We start from the raw sequence: 15842 nt of genomic DNA on the forward strand, positions 1-15842 counted from the left end.
TGGCTGTCCCGGCCGACCATCGGGTAATCTGGCCAGGTTGCCCGGATGTCTGCTGTCCGGGGCACCCTCAATTGCTTTCAATCCCAGGAGTACCCCGTGGCTAGCGTGTGCGACGTCTGTGGCAAGGGACCGGGCTTCGGCCACAACGTGTCCCACTCGCACCGGCGGACCAACCGCCGCTGGAACCCGAACATCCAGTCGGTGCGCACCCCTGCCGGTGGTGGCAACACCAAGAAGCTCAAGGTCTGCACCTCGTGCATCAAGGCCGGCAAGGTCGTCCGCGCCTGACCTCAGCAATGCGGCAGCCCGCCGGGTCCCTGTGACCAGGCGGGCTTTTCGCGTGCCCGCGACAAGCGCAGGCCGACGGGAAGCCCCGGTTCAGAGGACCCGGGCGAAGGACCGCACGCCTTCCTCGCCCGCGTAGTAGCCGAAGTCCTCGATGCGCTCGTAGCCGCACTTGATGTACAACGCGATCGCCTCGGGCTGTTTGTCGCCGGTTTCCAGAATCACCCGCTTGCAGCCGCGTTCGCGGGCGGAATCCTCGATCGCCGTGAGGACCCGGCGGGCCACCCCACGGCCCCGGGCCGCCGGCGTCGTGAACATCCGCTTCAGCTCCGCGTCCTCGCCGTGCGCCCGCCAACCGGCACAGCCCAGCAGAACCTCACCGCCCCTCGAGCCGGCAGCCGAGCGGGAAGCGACGCCGGCAGCGGAATCGGCAGCCGAGCGGGAAGTGACGCCGGGAGCGGCCTCAGCCGCAAGGGGCGAGTCGGTGTAAGCGACGAAAAACGCCCCACCGGGCGGCGCGAAGTCCGTGGCCGCCACGGGAGTGTCGTCGCCCGTCCCGCCGTACCGCCGGCTCAGCTCGGCCATCGCCTCGGCTATCAGTCGCTGCACCGCGGGCTCGTCGAAGCGCGCCTCGCGGACCTTGATCTCCTCCACGCCGACCAACACTAACCACCTTCAGCGGAAGTGGTCCCAGCCCGTGCCGCCCTGCCACGGGCGGCGGTCGACCGTGACCCCGGTGCCCTCGTGCACGCTGCCGACCGCGCGCCAGCCCGGCGGCAGCTGCGTGCCCGGCGGGAAGGTGGCGGCCAGGGCGTGGTCGTCGCCGCCGGCCAGGAGCCAGACGTACGGGTCCACGCCGAGCGCCGACGCCGCGTCGCGCATCTGGTCGGGCACCTCGAAGGCGGCCCGGTCGATGTCGATGCCGACCACGCTGGCCGCCGCGACGTGGCCGAGGTCCTGCAGCAGCCCGTCGGAGATGTCGATCATCGAGGTGGCGCCCAGGCGCGCCGCGGTGGGGCCGGCGGCGTACTCGACCTCGGGTCGCCGGTACGCCTCGACCAGCAGTTTGGGGGTCCGGAAGCCTCGCGACAGCACGGTGTAGCCGGCGGCGGCGTGCCCGGTGCGCCCGGCCAGGGCGACCACGTCTCCCGGCTGGGCGCCACTGCGCAGGACCGGCTCGCGGCCCGCCAGGTCGCCGAGGGCGGTGACGGCGATGGTCAGCGTGGGGCTGGACGACATGTCGCCGCCGACGACGGCCGCGCCGACCCGGGCCGCTTCGGTGGAGAGTCCGCCGGACAGTTCCTCGGCCCACTCGACCGGCAGGTCCGTGGGCACGCAGAGAGCCACCAGCAGGGCGGTCGGGACCGCGCCCATGGCGGCGATGTCGGCCAGGTTCGCGGCCGCCGCACGGTGCCCGACGTCGGCCGCGCTGGACCAGTCCCGCCGGAAGTGGCGGCCCTCGACCAGGACGTCCGTGCTGGCGACGACCCGCCGGTCCGGTGCCGCCACGACCGCCGCGTCGTCGCCCGGACCGAGCAGACTGGCGGCGCCGGTCTCGAGCCGCGCGACGATCCGGGTGATGAGCCCGAACTCCCCGGTCTCCGCGATGCTCAACGTCCCACCGTTCCTCTCGAGTTCAGCCTGCCCCGCAAGTGCGCTGCCGACCGGTTTCGTACTGTAGTTTCACGTTCGGGGTCGCCGGCGGCGGCGGATAGGAGTCTGATCGTGGTCCAGGCGTACATCCTCATCCAGACGGAGGTCGGAAAGGCCCGTGACGTGGCCGCCGCGATCGACAAAATCAATGGAGTGGTACGTGTCGACGCGGTCACCGGGCCCTACGACGTCGTGGTACTGGGCGAGGCGCACAGCGTCGATGAGCTCGGCCGGATGATTGTGAGCAAAATCCAGTACGTGCCGGGCATCACCCGGACCGTCACGTGCTCCGTGGTAAATCTCTGAGCATGGTCGACGTGCGTACCCGCCCCGAATCCCAGCCTCCCGCACCGGACCGGACGATGCGCAGCGCCGCCCTGTGGGCGACCGTGATCGCCGTACCGGTGGCGGTGCTGGCCGGTCTGCTGATCTTCACGAAGATCGTGCCGGAGACCGGCAGCGCGGCACCCGGCCCGTCGGCCACCCAGCCCGCGGCCGTCCCGGCGGCGCCGGTGCAGATGGCCGCGCCGAAGCTGGCGCCCCGCCCGGCCGAGGTCTGCCTGGCGGTGACGTCGCAGCTGCCCGTCAAGGTGCGCGACCTGGTCGCCCGCAAGGTCAGCGCCGGCCCGGAGCAGAACGCCGCCTACGGCGAGCCGCCGCTGACGGTGGCCTGCGGGGTGGCCCAGCCGAAGATGTGCGCGTCGCTGGACGACACCGGCACGGGCTGCGTGCCGCTGGACACCGAGCTGCTGAACATGAACAAGGTCTGCTGGTACGCCGCCCGGCAGGGTGACGCGGCCGTCTTCACGACCATGGACCGCGAGGTCCCCGTCCAGGTCACCGTCCCGAAGCAGTACGCCCAGCCGGCCCAGTGGGCCAACGAGTTCTCGGACACCGTGGTGAAGACCGACAAGTCGATCACCGCCGGTGTCCCGAGCGGCTGCGTCTAGCACCCGGCCCGCGCCGGCCACGCCGGGCGACGGGCGGGCGCTCAGTGCAGGCCGGTGCCGCGGCGTAGCGCGGTGCGGATCAGCCGGTCGACGACCTTCGGGTATTCCAGGCCGGTGGCCGCCCACATCAGCGGGAACATCGACGTCGGGGTGAAGCCCGGCATCGTGTTGATCTCGTTGAGGTAGATCTCGTTGTCGGCGGTCACGAAGAAGTCGACGCGGCCCAGGCCGGCGCAGTCCAGCGCGGTGAAGGTCCGGCAGGCGTACTCCTGCACCCGGCGGGCCACGTCGGGCTCCAGGCCCGCGGGGATCTGGTACGGCGTGCCGTCACCGAGGTACTTGGCGTCGAAGTCGTAGAAGTCACCGCCCTCGGTGGAGACGAGGATCTCGGCCAGCAGCGACGCCTCGGGGGCCCCGCCGGCCTCGCCCTCGAGCACCCCGCACTCGATCTCGCGGCCCACGATGGCCGCCTCCACCAGCACCTTGGGGTCGATCCGGCGGGCCGTGGCGACGGCCGCGTCCAGCTGCGCCCAGTCGGTGACCTTGCTGATGCCGTGCGACGAGCCGGCCCGGGACGGCTTGACGAAGACCGGGAGGCCCAGACGCTGCTTGTCGGCCTCCGACAGGGAGCTGCCGGCGCGCAGGACCGCGTACGGCCCGACCGGGATGCCCTCGGCGGCGGCGAGCTTCTTGGTGAACTCCTTGTCCATGCCGGCCGCGGAGGCGAAGACGTTGGCCCCCACGTACGGGATGCCGGCCATCTCGAGCATGCCCTGGATGGTGCCGTCCTCGCCGTACGCGCCGTGCAGGGCCGGGAAGACGACGTCGACGTTCGCGAGCACGGCCACGCCGTCCGCCGGGTCGAGCACCATCAGGCCGGACGAGGTCGGGTCGGCCGGCAGCACCACGGCCCGGCCCGAGTCGGCGGTGATCTCCGGCAGGGTCTGGCCGCTGATGGCCAGCGCCGCGGGGTCGCCGCCGCTGAGCACCCAGGCGCCCGCGCGGGTGATGCCGACCGGCACGACCTCGTACTCGTCGGGGTCCAGGGCGCCGAGGATGCTGCCCGCGCTGACGCAGGAGATGGCGTGCTCGGTGCTGCGCCCGCCGAACACGATCGCCACGCGGGTTTTGCGAGGGGTCGTCATGGAAATGGCCTCTCGTTGCCGGACATAGCTAGGCTGCCTGCGCGCGGGAGGACGGCGGCGGGCACGCCGGGGGTGACCCTACTCTGCGTACACCACTTTCTGATGACGGCGGGCGCTGGCACGGCAGACGGGGACGGGGAGTCAATGAGACCAGCACTGCACGTGATCGCCTGGCACGGCCCGGGACGGTTGGCGACGATGGCCCATCCGCGCGGCGGCGACTGGCTGGCCGACGAGATGGCCGGCCTGGCCCGGGCCGGCGTCGATGTCTTCGTCTCCGCGCTGACCTGGGAGGAGGACCGGCGGCTGGGGCTCACCGAGGCAGCGGCGGCGGCCGCGGCGGCGGGCATCGACTTCCTCTCCTTCCCGATCGCGGACCGGGGCATCCCCCGGGCCCGGGACATGGCCGACAGCGACGTGGTCGCTCTCGGCGTACGGCTGGCCGCGCACGTCCGGGCCGGCCGGTTCGTGGTGACACAGTGTTTCGCCGGCATCGGCCGCTCGACGCTGCTGGCCTGCGCGACGCTGGTGATGCTGGGCGTCGGCCCGGAGCGGGCGCTGGAGATGGTGGCGCAGGCCCGCGGTCTGCCGGTCCCCGACACCGAGGCCCAGCGCGACTGGCTCTACGAGTTCGCGCTGAACCACGGCGGTTGAGCGGCGGCGGGTCAGGCCGCGGTGAAGGTCTGTGGCAACGCCCCGGCGTCCCACAGCTCGTCGAGGTGCGCGAGGAAGCCGGTCAGGCTGCGCTCCAGCTCACGCCGTTCGGCCGGCGACAACGTGGCCAGCGGATCGGAGAAGACCAGTCCCTCCGGATGCTTGGCCCGGGTGCCGACGAACTTGCGGCAGGCGGTGCACCAGACGTAGCTGACCAGGGTCGGGCGCCGGGCGTTCTCGGGCGCGTTCACGTACGCCCGCACGCTGCGCCGCCCGCAGGCGGGACAGTCCCGCTCACCCGGCTGGGCGAACAGGCTCTCGCCCTGCGCCAGCGCCGCCACCTGATCGCCGGTGAAGCTGCTCCATGACATGGGACTCATGTAACGAACCTGCATGGGTTTTCCGCCGCGGGTGGGCTCATGCGGCGTCGAGCGCGGCCGTCAGATCCCTGAGGAGATCCGGTGCGTCCTCGATGCCGCAGGAGAGCCGGACGAAGCCCGGCGCGGTGTCGTCGCCCCACTGCGCCCGCCGGTCGGCGGTGGTGTGCAGACCGCCGAAGGAGGTGGCCGCGAAGACCAGCTCGGAGGCGGTCAGGAACCGCGCGACCCGCTCGGCACTGCCGAGATCGAACGAGACGATGCCGGGGATGCGGCGCATCTGCGCCTTCGCGATCCCGTACGACGGGTCGCCGGCCAGCCCCGGGAAACGCACGCCCGTCACGTCGTCGCGGCCGGCCAGGAACTCGGCCAGCACCGTGGCGTTCTCGCTCTGCCGGGCCAGCCGCAGGTCCAGGGTGGCCAGCGACCGGTGGGCCAGCCAGGCGTCGAAAGCACCGGGAACCGCGCCGGTCTGGGCCCGCCACACGGTCACCTTGGCCAGCAGATCCTCGTCGTTGGTGGCCAGGTAGCCCAGGAGCACGTCGGAGTGCCCGGTCAGCGCCTTGGTGCCGGAGGCCACCACCAGGTCCGCGCCGAGCTCCAGCGGGCGCTGGCCGAGCGGCGTCGGGGTGGTGTTGTCCACCGCCACCAGCGCGCCGGCGGCATGCGCGGCGGCGGCGACCGTACGGATGTCGCAGACGTCGAGCCCCGGATTGGCCGGCGTCTCCAGCAGCACCAGCCGGACGCCCTCGAACGACGGGTACGGCCCGGCGGTCGGCACCTGCACCGTCCGCACGCCGAGGTCGCGCAGGGTGCCCTCGGCGAAGGCGCGCACGGTGAAGTAGCCGTCCGACGGCAGCGCCACCGTGTCGCCGCTGCGCAGGGTCGAGAGCAGCAGCGCGGTGATCGCCGCCTGGCCGCTCGCGAACGCCAGCACGGCCCCGCCCTCGAGCTCGCCGATCGCCCCCTCCAGGGCCCGGCGGGTCGGGTTGTCCGGGCGCCCGTAGCCGTTGGCACCCGGCCCCTCGACCGGGTCCAGGTGGTACGGCGCCGCGAACACCGGGCCCGGCAGGAACGGCTGTCCCGGTACCGGCTCGGGCAGCCCGGCGTGCACGACGCGGGTGCCGTCCCCCTCGAAACTCATTCCGGCTTCATCTCCCGTCCCATGAGCAGCTTGACCGCCACCCGCGGGTCGATACCCTCGTGGCACACCCGCTCGACCTGTTCGGTGATCGGCATCTCGACGTGCTGCGCGCGGGCCAGGTCGCGGATGGCCAGGCAGCTCTTGACCCCCTCGGCGGTCTGCCGGGTGGCGCGCTGCGCCTCCTCCAGCGACTCGCCGCGGCCCAGGTGCTCGCCGAAGGTCCGGTTGCGCGACAGCGGCGAGGAGCAGGTGGCGACCAGGTCACCGAGCCCGGCCAGCCCGGCGAAGGTCATCGGGTCGGCGCCCAGCGCCACCCCGAGCCGGGCCGTCTCGGCCAGCCCGCGGGTGATCAGCGAGGCCTTGGTGTTGTCCCCCATGCCCATCGACGAGGCCATCCCGTACGCGAGCGCGATGACGTTCTTCACCGCCCCACCCAGCTCACACCCGATGACGTCGTCACTGGTGTACGGCCGCAGGTACGGCAGCGCGATGGCCTGCTGCACGAGCTGCGCGCGACCCGGGTCCGTACCGGCCACCACGGTCGCGGCCGGCTGCTCGGCGGCGATCTCGGGCGCCAGGTTGGGCCCCGAGACCACCACCACCCGGTCCATCTCGACCCCGGCGGTCTCGACGATGACCTGGCTCATCCGCTTGGTCGTGCCGAGCTCGATGCCCTTCATCAGCGAGACCAGCGTGGAGTCGGCCGGCAGGTGACCGGCCCAGTCGGCGAGGTTGCCGCGCAGCGTCTGCGACGGCACCGCCAGGAAGACCAGTCCGGCACCCCGCAGGGCGGCGGCCAGGTCGCTGGTGGCGGTGACCCGCTCGGGCAGCTTGACGCCGGGCAGCGACGACTCGTTGACCCGCTCGTCCCGGATGGCCGCGGCCACCGACTCGCGGCGGGCCCACATGGTCACGTCCGACCCCGCCTCGGCGAGGATCTTCGCGAACGCCGTACCCCAGGCGCCCGCGCCCAGCACCGCCGCCCGCCTCATGCTCCACCGTCCCGCATGTCCTCGTGACCCTCGCTTCGCTTGCCGTGCTCGATCGCGTCGTCCGTGCCGGGCCGCCAGGCGCGGCGCGACACCTCGTACAGCGGGGGTGGTGGTTCTTCCCGCAGCTCGGCCAGCAGGTCCCGGGTGGCCAGCTGGATCGCCTCGGTCATCTGCTCCAGCACCGCGCGGGTGGGTGCCTCACCCAGCCAGCGGCTCAGATCCACCGGCTTGCCCACGCTCACCTGCACCGGCACCCGCCGGCCCAGCCTGACCCGGCCGGTCCGCACGTCGTGCACCGCCTGCGCGCCCCACGTCGCCATCGGCACCACCGGGGCGCCGGTGACCAGCGCCAGCCGGGCCGCGCCGGTCTTGCCCCGCATCGGCCACAGGTCGGGCTCGCGGGTGGTCGTGCCCTCGGGATAGATCACCACGACCCCGTCCTCGTGCAGGGCCTCGATGAGCGAGTCGAGCGACTTCACCGCCTCCACACTGCCGCGTTCGACCGGGATCTGCTGGGTCTTGCGCAGCATGAAGCCGACGAACGGCACCCGCCAGATGCTGGCCTTGGCCAGGAACCGCGGCCACCGGCCCGACTGGTAGATGAAGTGCGCGACCAGCAGCGGGTCGAACTGCGACATGTGGTTGGGCGTGACGATGAATCCGCCACCGGGCGGCAGGTTCTCCATGCCGGTCCAGGTGCGCTTCGTCCAGAGACTCATGGCGGGCAGCACGAGCAGGACCGCCAGCCGTCGCCACAATCCGAGCTTGCGCCCAGCCACGGTGCCTCCCTGCTCCCCGCGGCGGGCCCCCGCGCCGCCGTCGCCCACACCTGCGACGAAATCATGCCTGCTCCACCTCGCCGTAGCCAGGCCGGGGCCCGGCCGGTGGACGGTGGCAGGATTGGCGGCGTGTCAGGAGCGGACTGGACGGCGGTCATCCCCGTCAAGAGCCTCAGCGCGGCCAAGAGCCGGTTGCGCGGCGCTGTCCCCGACTTCCGGCACGAGGATCTGGCGCTCGCGATGGTCCGCGACACGGTCGCCGCGGTCCGGGGCTGCGCGGCGGTGGGTGATGTGCTGATCGTCACGGACGACCCGGCGGCGGTCGCCGCGGCGCTGGCCCTGGGCGCCCGCTCGGTGCCGGACCAGCCCGCCGCCGGCCTGAACGCGGCCATGCGGTTCGGTGCCGACGTGGTCGCGGGCCTCGGGCACCGCCGGGCCGTGCTGACCGGCGACCTGCCCGCCCTGCGCCCCGCCGAGCTGGCCGAGGCCCTCGCCGCCGCCGGACCCGGCCGCAGCTTCGTGGCCGACGCCGTCGGCACCGGCACGGTGCTGCTGACCGCGGCGGCCGGCACCGCGCTCGATCCCCGCTTCGGGGTGGGCTCGGCCGGGGCGCACGCCGCCTCGCACGCCCGGCCGCTGACCGGGGCGTGGCCGGGGCTCCGCCAGGACGTGGACACGGCCGACGATCTGCGCACGGTCGCGGCCCTCGGCGTCGGCGAGCACACCAGCGCGCTGCTGCGTGATCTCGGACTCATCGCCGAGTGCGGCTCCTCGGATGTGGCGGGCGGCCCGCACCGGTAGCGTGCGGGGCATGCAGGGGACCGTTGCGACGTTCGACGCTCAGAGCCGTACCGGCACGCTGTTGCTGGACGACGGCAGTGAGCTGTCCTTCCCGGCCGCGGCGTTCGAGGCCTCGGGGTTGCGGCTGCTGCGCCTCGGCCAGCGTGTGACGATCTCCGCCGGTCCGGACGGCGAGATCACCAGGGTCGAACTTCCGGGAATCAGGTGAGCTTCGTTCATTTCCCGTTCACGCTGGACGGGCAATGATGGACCGATGACCACCCCGCCCCGGACACCCGACACGACCGTGCCCCCCGCGGCTCGCCGCCGCGGCGCCGACGGGCGGTTCCTGCCCCGGGCCGGGCAGACCGATTTCGAGCCGACGGAGCACGCTGTGACCACCGCCGACACCGCACCGGAAATCACCGAGACCGAGCCGGGCCTGCCCGAGCTGCCCGAGGACCGCTTCCTCAACCGGGAGCTGTCCTGGCTCGACTTCAACGCCCGGGTGCTGGCACTGGCCGAGGACCCGGGCACTCCGCTGCTGGAACGCGCGAAGTTCCTGGCGATCTTCGCCGGCAATCTGGACGAGTTCTACATGGTCCGGGTGGCCGGGCTCAAGCGCCGGCTCAAGGCCGGGCTGCCGATGCGCGGCGGCGACCGGTCGTCGCTGCGCCACCAGCTCGAGATGATCACCGAGCGGGCCGCCGACCTGGTCACCCGGCACGCCGCCTGCTTCGGCGAGGAGGTCCGGCCCAAGCTGTCGGCCGAGGGCATCGAGCTGGTCAGCTGGAGCGAGCTGGACGCGCCGGAACGCGAGCGGCTGCGGACGTACTTCCGCGAGCAGGTCTTCCCCGTGCTGACCCCGCTCGCGGTCGACCCGGCGCACCCGTTCCCGTACATCTCGAGCCGTTCGCTGAATCTCGCCGTCGCCCTGCGGGACCCGGCCGGCAGCGGTAACGAGCTGTTCGCCCGGATCAAGGTGCCCAACAACGTGCCGCGCTTCGTCACGGTGCAGAACGACAGCCGCGGCGCGCGCTTCCTGCCCGTCGAGGAGCTCATCGCCGCGCACCTGGACCAGCTCTTCTCCGGCATGCGGATCCTGGAGTGGCACCTGTTCCGGGTCACCCGCAACGCCGAGCTCGAGGTCGACGAGGACCGCGACGAGGATCTGCTGCAGGCCCTCGAACGGGAGCTGGCCCAGCGCCGTTTCGGCCCGCCGGTGCGCCTGGAGGTGGCCGCCTCGATCAGCGACCACGTGCTCGATCTGCTCACCCGCGAGATGGAGATGGACAGCCAGGACGTGCTGCGGGTGCCCGGCCTGCTCGACCTGTCCGGGCTGTGGCAGGTCTTCGGCGAGTGCGACCGGGACGACCTCAAGGACCGGCCGTTCGTCCCGTCGACCCACCCGCAGCTGGCCGACGGCGAGGTGCCGCGCAGTGTCTTCAACCGGCTGCGCGAGTGCGACATCCTGGTGCACCACCCGTACCACTCGTTCTCCACCAGCGTGCAGCGCTTCATCGAGCAGGCCGCCGCGGATCCCAACGTGCTGGCCATCAAGCAGACCCTCTACCGCACCAGCGGTGACTCGCCGATAGTGGACGCCCTGGTCGACGCGGCGGCCGCCGGCAAGCAGGTGGTGGTGCTGGTCGAGGTGAAGGCCCGCTTCGACGAGGTGGCCAACATCGCCTGGGCCCGCACCCTGGAACGGGCCGGCTGCCACGTGGTCTACGGCCTGGTCGGTCTCAAGACGCACTGCAAGACCTCCCTGGTGGTACGCCAGGAGGGCAACCAGATCCGCCGCTACTGCCACATCGGCACCGGCAACTACCACCCCAAGACCGCCCGGCTCTACGAGGACTTCGGCATGCTCACCGCCGACCCGGAGATCGGCGCCGACGTCACGGACCTGTTCAACGTGCTCACCGGCTACAGCCGGCAGACCGCGTTCCGGCGGCTGCTGGTGGCGCCGCACGGGGTCCGGGCCGGCCTGATCGAGCGGATCGAGCAGCAGGCCGAGATCGCCCGTGCGGGCGGGGAGGCCCTGGTGCAGTTCAAGGTGAACTCGCTGGTCGACGAGGAGACCTGCGACGCGCTCTACCGGGCCTCGCAGGCCGGGGTCCGCATCGATCTGGTCATCCGCGGCATGTGCGCGCTGCGCCCGGGCGTACCGGGGCTGTCGGACAACATCCGGGTCCGCTCGGTCGTCGGCCGGTTCCTGGAGCACTCCCGGGTCTTCCGGTTCGGCACCGGCGACGACGCCGAGTACTGGATCGGCTCGGCCGACCTGATGCACCGCAATCTCGACCGCCGGGTCGAGGCGCTGGTCCGGGTGACCCTGCCCTCCGCGCAGGAGGATCTGCGCAATGTGCTGGAGTTGTCCATGAGCGACGAGAGCGAGGGCTGGGACCTGGCCGGCGACGGCACCTGGCACCGCCGCGCGTTCTCGCCCTCGGAGCACCACATCCACCTGCAGGAGGCGCTGTTGCGCCGGGTCATCGGCAAGGCGGGCTGAATTGACGACAGAAGCGGTCCGGGCCGCCGGTGGCGTCCTCTGGCGACCGGCCGGCGACGGCATCGAGATCTGTGTCGTGCACCGGCCGTACCGCACCGACTGGAGCCTGCCCAAGGGCAAGCTCGAAGGGGACGAGCATCCGCTGGCGGCCGCGGTGCGCGAGGTGCTGGAGGAGACCGGTGTGCACGGGGAACCGCAGCTGCGGCTGCCCGAGGTGCGGTACACGATGCCCGGCGGCACACCCAAGACGGTCGAGTTCTGGCTCATGCGGGCCGCGCCGGGCCCGGCGGACGAGCCGATGGACCCCACCGAGGTGGACACCGTGCTCTGGCTGTCGCCGGCCGACGCGCTGGCCAAGCTCACCTATCCGGACGACCGGCATCTGGTCGAGCACGTCACGGCCCTGCCGCCGGTCACCGCCGTGACGGCGCTGGTCCGGCACGCGCACGCCGGCAAGCGCAGCGAGTTCGAGGGCAACGACGCGCTGCGGCCGATCGACGAGCAGGGCCGGGGCGAGGCGCGCACGCTCGGACTGGTGGTGTCGCTCGTCGCCCCGCGCCGGCTCTTCGCGGCGACCCCGTTGCGCTGCAAGCAGACCCTCGAGCCGCTGGCCGAGCGGCTGGGCCTGCCGATCGTGGTGGACGCGGCGTTCGCGGAGCCGGCCGACCCGCACGACGTGCCGGCCCGGGCCAGGACGGCCGCGGCCCGGCTGACCGAGCTGCGCGACGGACCGCGGGTGGCGGTGTGCAGCCAGGGCAAGGTGATCCCGTCGATCCTGGCGTTGCTGGACGGCGCCGAGGACCGCGAGCCGTACAAGACGCCGAAGGGTACGGGCTGGATCCTCACCTGGTCCGGCGAACGGCTCCTGGCACTGAGCCGGATCTAGGGCCGGCTGCGGCGCGCGGGCGACGCACGGTGTCGTCCGGCAGCGGGTCCGTGCGCCAGTAGCCGATCTGGTCGCCGGTGAGCCAGCGGGCCCGCCACAGTTCGTCGCCGCGGGGCTCCCAGTCGCGCAACGGCAGCAACGCGACCCGCCAGGACAGCACGCTGGCGACGTACCAGCCGTAGAGCGGCAGCATCCCGAGCAGCACGTCGCGGCGGCGGTAGGAGCCGTACGGGGCGAGCACGAACACGGCCAGGCCGCACCAGCCACAGGTGATGAGCCAGTCCAGCAGCCCCCAGCCGGTCCAGTGCTCGGCCAGGTCGCCGAGGGTCCAGCCCGGGACCACCGCGCCGGCGAAGACGGCCGCGGCGATCAGCGACCTGCTCACGAGACCACGAGGGCGGACGAGTCTGCGCTCCATGGAGCGGACCGTAGGCCGCTGGACCACTGTGCCGCCGGAACACGCGAAGGGCGTCCACCGTATGGGTGGACGCCCTTCGTACCTCAGCGTGCCGCTGAGCGGGCCGGAGAGGCCCGTGGATCAACGGGTCTTGCGAGCCGTGCTGGTGCGTGCGGTCGTGGCCTTGCCGGCCGGGGTGGCCTGGACGGCTGCCGTCGTCTTCTTGGCGGCGGTCGTCTTCTTGGCCGCCGTCGACTTGGTGGCCGCGGCCTTGGTCGGCGCCGTCTTGGTCGCCGCCTTCTTGGCCGGTGCCGCCTTGGCGGTGGTGGCCGACTTCGTGGCCGTCGCCGCCTTGGTGGCGGTCGACTTGGTGGCCGACTTGGCCGGCGCCGACTTGGTGGCGGTCGCCGACTTGGTGGCGGCCGTCTTGCGGGCCGGCGTGGCCTTGGCGGTGGTGGCCGACTTGGTCGCCGCCGACTTGGCCGGGGTGCTCTTGGCGGCGGCCGACTTGGCCGCCGTTGCCTTGGTGGCCGTCGCCTTGCCGGCGGTCGACTTCGCAGCCGTCGCCTTGGAAGCGGTGGCCTTCGAGGCCGTGGCCGCCTTGGTGGCGGTCTTGGCCGGGGTGGCCTTGGAGGCGGTCGTCTTGGCGGCCGCCGTCTTGGTTGCCGCCGCCGTCTTGGTGGCGGCCGACTTGGCCGGAGCGGCCTTGGTGGCGGTGGACTTCACTGCCGCCGTGGTCTTCTTCGCGGTGGTCGCCTTGGCCACCTTGCCGCTCGCGACCATCTCCCGGAATCCGGTTCCGGGCTTGAAAGCGGGGACGGACGTCTTCTTCACCTTCACCGGTTCACCGGTGCGCGGATTGCGCGCGGTCCGCGCATTGCGCGCCCGCTTCTCGAAGACTCCGAAACCGGTAATGGCAACGCGATCGCCCTTGGTAACGGCGTTCTGCACCTCGCTGATGACCGCATCCAGCGCCGCTGTCGCCGTCTTCCGGTCCCCCAGTCGGGCGGCGAGCGCCTCGACGAGCTCTGCCTTGTTCACTGGTTTCCTCCCGAACGTGAGAACTGGCCCAATGCGAGCCATTCTGCGCGCACGGTATGCCCTCTGACCAGCAGACACAAACATCTGCCAGAAAAAAAACCGTTGTGTCGCAACGATTTCGCCCCCGCCGGGAACCCGGCGGGGGCGAAAAAGCCTGCAAGAGCAAGGAAATCGGCCTCAGACGACCACCGGCTTGAAGCCGGGCCGGTCCTTCTCGTACGAGGTAATCATCTGCTCGTGGCGCAGCGTCAGTCCGATGTCGTCGAGGCCCTCCATGAGCCGCCAGCGACTGAAATCGTCGATCGGGAAGGTCCAGACGGCGTCGTCCACGCGCACCTGGCGCTCGGCGAGGTCCACGGTGATCCGCTTGTCCGGTTCGCTGTCGGCCATGTCCCAGAGCGCCTCGACGGCTTTCTGGTCGAGTTGGACCGGCAGCAGACCCTCCTTGAGGGCGTTGCCGCGGAAGATGTCGCCGAAGCGGGCCGCGATGACGACCTTGAAACCGAAGTCGCGCAGCGCCCAGACGGCGTGCTGGCGGGAGGAGCCGGTGCCGAAGTTGGGGCCGGCCACCAGGATCGTCGCGCCCGCGTGCGCGGGGTTGTTGAGCACGAAGGCCGGGTCGTCGCGCCAGGCGCTGAACAGACCGTCCTCGAAGCCGGTCCGGGTGACCCGCTTGAGGTAGACGGCCGGGATGATCTGGTCGGTGTCCACATCGGAGCGCCGCAGCGGCATCACGGTGCCGGCGTGGGTGGTGAACTTGTCCATGGTTGCTGCTCCCCCTCAGAGGTCGGCCGGGGCGGCCAGCTTGCCGACCACGGCGGTGGCGGCGGCGACCTGCGGCGAGACCAGATGGGTACGCCCACCGCGGCCCTGCCGGCCCTCGAAGTTGCGGTTGGACGTGGAGGCGGCGCGCTGACCGGGGCTGAGCGTGTCCGGGTTCATGCCCAGGCACATCGAGCATCCGGCGAAGCGCCACTCGGCGCCCGCGTCGGTGAAGACCTTGTCCAGCCCCTCGGCCTCGGCGGCCGCGCGCACCTGGAACGACCCGGGCACGATCATCATCCGGACGCCCTCGGCCACCCGGTGCCCGCGCAGTACGTCGGCCGCGGCCCGCAGGTCCTCCAGGCGCCCGTTGGTACAGGAGCCCACGAACACCACGTCCACCGCGACGTCCTTGAGCGGAGTGCCGGCCGCGAGGTCCATGTACTCCAGGGCGCGGCGGGCGGCGTTGCGGTCCGATTCCTCGACGAACTCCTCCGGATCCGGCACGACACCGTCGAGCGCGGCGCCCTGGCCCGGGTTGGTGCCCCAGGTGACGAACGGGCTGATCGTGGAGGCGTCGATGTGGATCTCGGTGTCGTACTCGGCGCCCTCGTCGCTGGGCAGGGTCTTCCAGTACTCCACCGCGGCGTCCCAGTCGGCGCCCTGCGGCGCGTGCTCGCGGCCCTTCAGGTACGCGAACGTGGTCTCGTCCGGCGCGATCATGCCGGCCTTGGCGCCCCACTCGATACTCATGTTGCAGATGGTCATCCGGCCCTCCATGGAGAGCTTGCGGATGGCCTCGCCGCGGTACTCCACGATGTGGCCGTTGCCGCCGCCGGTGCCGGTCTGCGTGATCAGCGCCAGGATGAGGTCCTTGGCCGAGACGCCCGGGCGCAGCTCGCCACTGACCACGACCGCCATCGTCTTCGGCTTGGCCTGCGGCAGCGTCTGGGTGGCGAGCACGTGCTCGACCTCGCTGGTGCCGATACCGAAGGCCAGCGCGCCGAACGCGCCGTGGGTCGCGGTGTGCGAGTCGCCGCAGACGATCGTGGTGCCGGGCTGGGTGAGCCCCAGCTGCGGGCCGATCACGTGCACGATGCCCTGGTTCTCGTCGCCGAGCGAGCGGATCTGCACGCCGAACTCGGCGCAGTTCTTGCGCAGCGTCTCGATCTGGGTGCGCGAGACGGTGTCGAGGATGGTCATCAGGTCGCCGCGGCGGGTGTTGAAGGCCGGATCGGCATAGCCCGTCGGGGTGTTGTGGTCCTCGGTCGCCAGCGTGAGATCGGTGCGGCGGACCTTGCGCCCGGCCAGGCGCAGGCCGTCGAAGGCCTGCGGGCTGGTCACCTCGTGCAGCAGGTGCAGGTCGATGTAGAGCAGATCAGGCTCACCGTCGGCGGACCGCACCACATGGTCGTCCCAGACCTTTTCGGCCAGGGTCCTGGGTTTCCCCTGTTCGGGAGTGACTCCCACCATCTGGACATC

Annotated in this window: 18 protein-coding genes and 1 pseudogene; 8 read left to right on the forward strand and 11 right to left on the reverse strand. The window is 72.0% G+C overall.

The genetic code is table 11. The annotated features are described in order from the left end of the window. Positions 1-96 precede the first annotated feature (96 nt). Entirely contained in the window at positions 97-288 is a 192-nt protein-coding gene (rpmB, locus tag Aau02nite_RS30895; RefSeq protein WP_023561910.1) for a 50S ribosomal protein L28, read from the forward strand. 90 nt (positions 289-378) lie between these two features. On the opposite strand, the gene Aau02nite_RS30900 is transcribed toward rpmB, so the two are convergent. Together Aau02nite_RS30900 and Aau02nite_RS30905 are read right to left on the reverse strand one after the other, a co-directional pair. Continuing rightward, positions 379-951, reverse strand: a complete 573-nt coding sequence (locus tag Aau02nite_RS30900) for a GNAT family N-acetyltransferase (protein WP_246595571.1) — start codon at positions 949-951, stop codon at positions 379-381. Between the two features lie 9 nt (positions 952-960). Further along, entirely contained in the window at positions 961-1899 is a 939-nt protein-coding gene (locus Aau02nite_RS30905) for a thiamine-phosphate kinase (protein WP_212992120.1), read from the reverse strand. A gap of 111 nt (positions 1900-2010) precedes the next feature. On the opposite strand from Aau02nite_RS30905, the gene Aau02nite_RS30910 reads away from it, so the two are divergent. Both Aau02nite_RS30910 and Aau02nite_RS30915 read left to right on the forward strand, forming a co-directional pair. Next, positions 2011-2244, forward strand: coding sequence for an Lrp/AsnC ligand binding domain-containing protein (locus Aau02nite_RS30910; protein ID WP_125810437.1), 234 nt, complete (start codon positions 2011-2013; stop codon positions 2242-2244). Positions 2245-2246: 2 nt separating this feature from the next. Next, the gene (locus Aau02nite_RS30915) at positions 2247-2888 is read left to right on the forward strand and encodes a DUF3515 family protein (protein WP_212992121.1); all 642 of its coding nucleotides are present in this window, start codon (positions 2247-2249) and stop codon (positions 2886-2888) included. A gap of 41 nt (positions 2889-2929) precedes the next feature. Here the strand turns inward: Aau02nite_RS30915 and Aau02nite_RS30920 are convergent, their stop codons facing one another. After that, complete coding sequence (locus Aau02nite_RS30920) at positions 2930-4033, reverse strand: D-alanine--D-alanine ligase family protein (RefSeq protein ID WP_212992122.1); 1104 nt, start codon at positions 4031-4033, stop codon at positions 2930-2932. Between the two features lie 144 nt (positions 4034-4177). Here Aau02nite_RS30920 and Aau02nite_RS30925 point away from each other — a divergent pair, with 144 nt between their 5' ends. Continuing rightward, positions 4178-4687, forward strand: a complete 510-nt coding sequence (locus tag Aau02nite_RS30925) for a protein-tyrosine phosphatase family protein (RefSeq protein WP_212992123.1) — start codon at positions 4178-4180, stop codon at positions 4685-4687. A gap of 11 nt (positions 4688-4698) precedes the next feature. On the opposite strand, the gene Aau02nite_RS30930 is transcribed toward Aau02nite_RS30925, so the two are convergent. From Aau02nite_RS30930 to Aau02nite_RS30945, 4 genes are read right to left on the reverse strand one after another with little or no spacing between them, the layout of a single operon-like run. Continuing rightward, positions 4699-5067, reverse strand: coding sequence for a hypothetical protein (locus Aau02nite_RS30930; protein WP_246595572.1), 369 nt, complete (start codon positions 5065-5067; stop codon positions 4699-4701). A gap of 37 nt (positions 5068-5104) precedes the next feature. Then, positions 5105-6208: a cystathionine gamma-lyase gene (locus Aau02nite_RS30935; protein ID WP_212992124.1), complete on the reverse strand. Its 1104-nt coding sequence runs from the start codon at positions 6206-6208 to the stop codon at positions 5105-5107. Continuing rightward, positions 6205-7200, reverse strand: a complete 996-nt coding sequence (locus Aau02nite_RS30940; RefSeq protein ID WP_212992125.1) for an NAD(P)H-dependent glycerol-3-phosphate dehydrogenase — start codon at positions 7198-7200, stop codon at positions 6205-6207. The genes Aau02nite_RS30935 and Aau02nite_RS30940 overlap by 4 nt, the downstream gene beginning before the upstream one ends. Beyond that, positions 7197-7979 carry a lysophospholipid acyltransferase family protein gene (locus Aau02nite_RS30945; RefSeq protein ID WP_212992126.1) on the reverse strand — a complete coding sequence of 261 codons (783 nt, stop codon included), beginning with the start codon at positions 7977-7979 and terminating at the stop codon, positions 7197-7199. The genes Aau02nite_RS30940 and Aau02nite_RS30945 overlap by 4 nt, the downstream gene beginning before the upstream one ends. Before the next feature lie 129 nt (positions 7980-8108). Between Aau02nite_RS30945 and cofC the strand changes: the two genes are divergently transcribed. The 4 genes from cofC to Aau02nite_RS30965 are packed head-to-tail and all read left to right on the forward strand — an operon-like array spanning position 8109 to position 12160. Then, positions 8109-8780, forward strand: coding sequence for a 2-phospho-L-lactate guanylyltransferase (gene cofC / locus Aau02nite_RS30950; RefSeq protein ID WP_246595573.1), 672 nt, complete (start codon positions 8109-8111; stop codon positions 8778-8780). A 10-nt stretch (positions 8781-8790) separates the two neighbouring features. Continuing rightward, complete coding sequence (locus Aau02nite_RS30955; protein ID WP_212992128.1) at positions 8791-8988, forward strand: cold-shock protein; 198 nt, start codon at positions 8791-8793, stop codon at positions 8986-8988. A gap of 45 nt (positions 8989-9033) precedes the next feature. Next, complete coding sequence (locus Aau02nite_RS30960) at positions 9034-11274, forward strand: RNA degradosome polyphosphate kinase (protein ID WP_212992129.1); 2241 nt, start codon at positions 9034-9036, stop codon at positions 11272-11274. Position 11275: 1 nt separating this feature from the next. Next, positions 11276-12160, forward strand: coding sequence for an NUDIX hydrolase (locus Aau02nite_RS30965; RefSeq protein WP_212992130.1), 885 nt, complete (start codon positions 11276-11278; stop codon positions 12158-12160). Here Aau02nite_RS30965 and Aau02nite_RS30970 read toward each other — a convergent pair. The 4 genes and pseudogenes from Aau02nite_RS30970 to leuC all read right to left on the reverse strand — a co-directional run bounded on the left by Aau02nite_RS30970 (position 12117) and on the right by leuC (position 15833). Continuing rightward, the gene (locus tag Aau02nite_RS30970) at positions 12117-12578 is read right to left on the reverse strand and encodes a hypothetical protein (protein WP_246595574.1); all 462 of its coding nucleotides are present in this window, start codon (positions 12576-12578) and stop codon (positions 12117-12119) included. The two genes, Aau02nite_RS30965 and Aau02nite_RS30970, sit on opposite strands and share 44 nt — an antisense overlap. 273 nt (positions 12579-12851) lie before the next feature. Continuing rightward, positions 12852-13598, reverse strand: a pseudogene (locus Aau02nite_RS30975) (HU family DNA-binding protein); the annotation flags it as partial. Between the two features lie 177 nt (positions 13599-13775). After that, positions 13776-14363 (reverse strand): 3-isopropylmalate dehydratase small subunit, encoded by a 588-nt coding sequence (gene leuD / locus Aau02nite_RS30980; protein ID WP_212992132.1) that lies wholly within the window; start codon positions 14361-14363, stop codon positions 13776-13778. 15 nt (positions 14364-14378) lie between these two features. After that, entirely contained in the window at positions 14379-15833 is a 1455-nt protein-coding gene (gene leuC / locus Aau02nite_RS30985) for a 3-isopropylmalate dehydratase large subunit (RefSeq protein WP_212992133.1), read from the reverse strand. Positions 15834-15842 lie beyond the last annotated feature (9 nt).

It is taken from the genome of Actinoplanes auranticolor (assembly GCF_018332655.1).
In the GTDB taxonomy this organism is placed as follows: Bacteria; Actinomycetota; Actinomycetes; order Mycobacteriales; family Micromonosporaceae; genus Actinoplanes; species Actinoplanes auranticolor.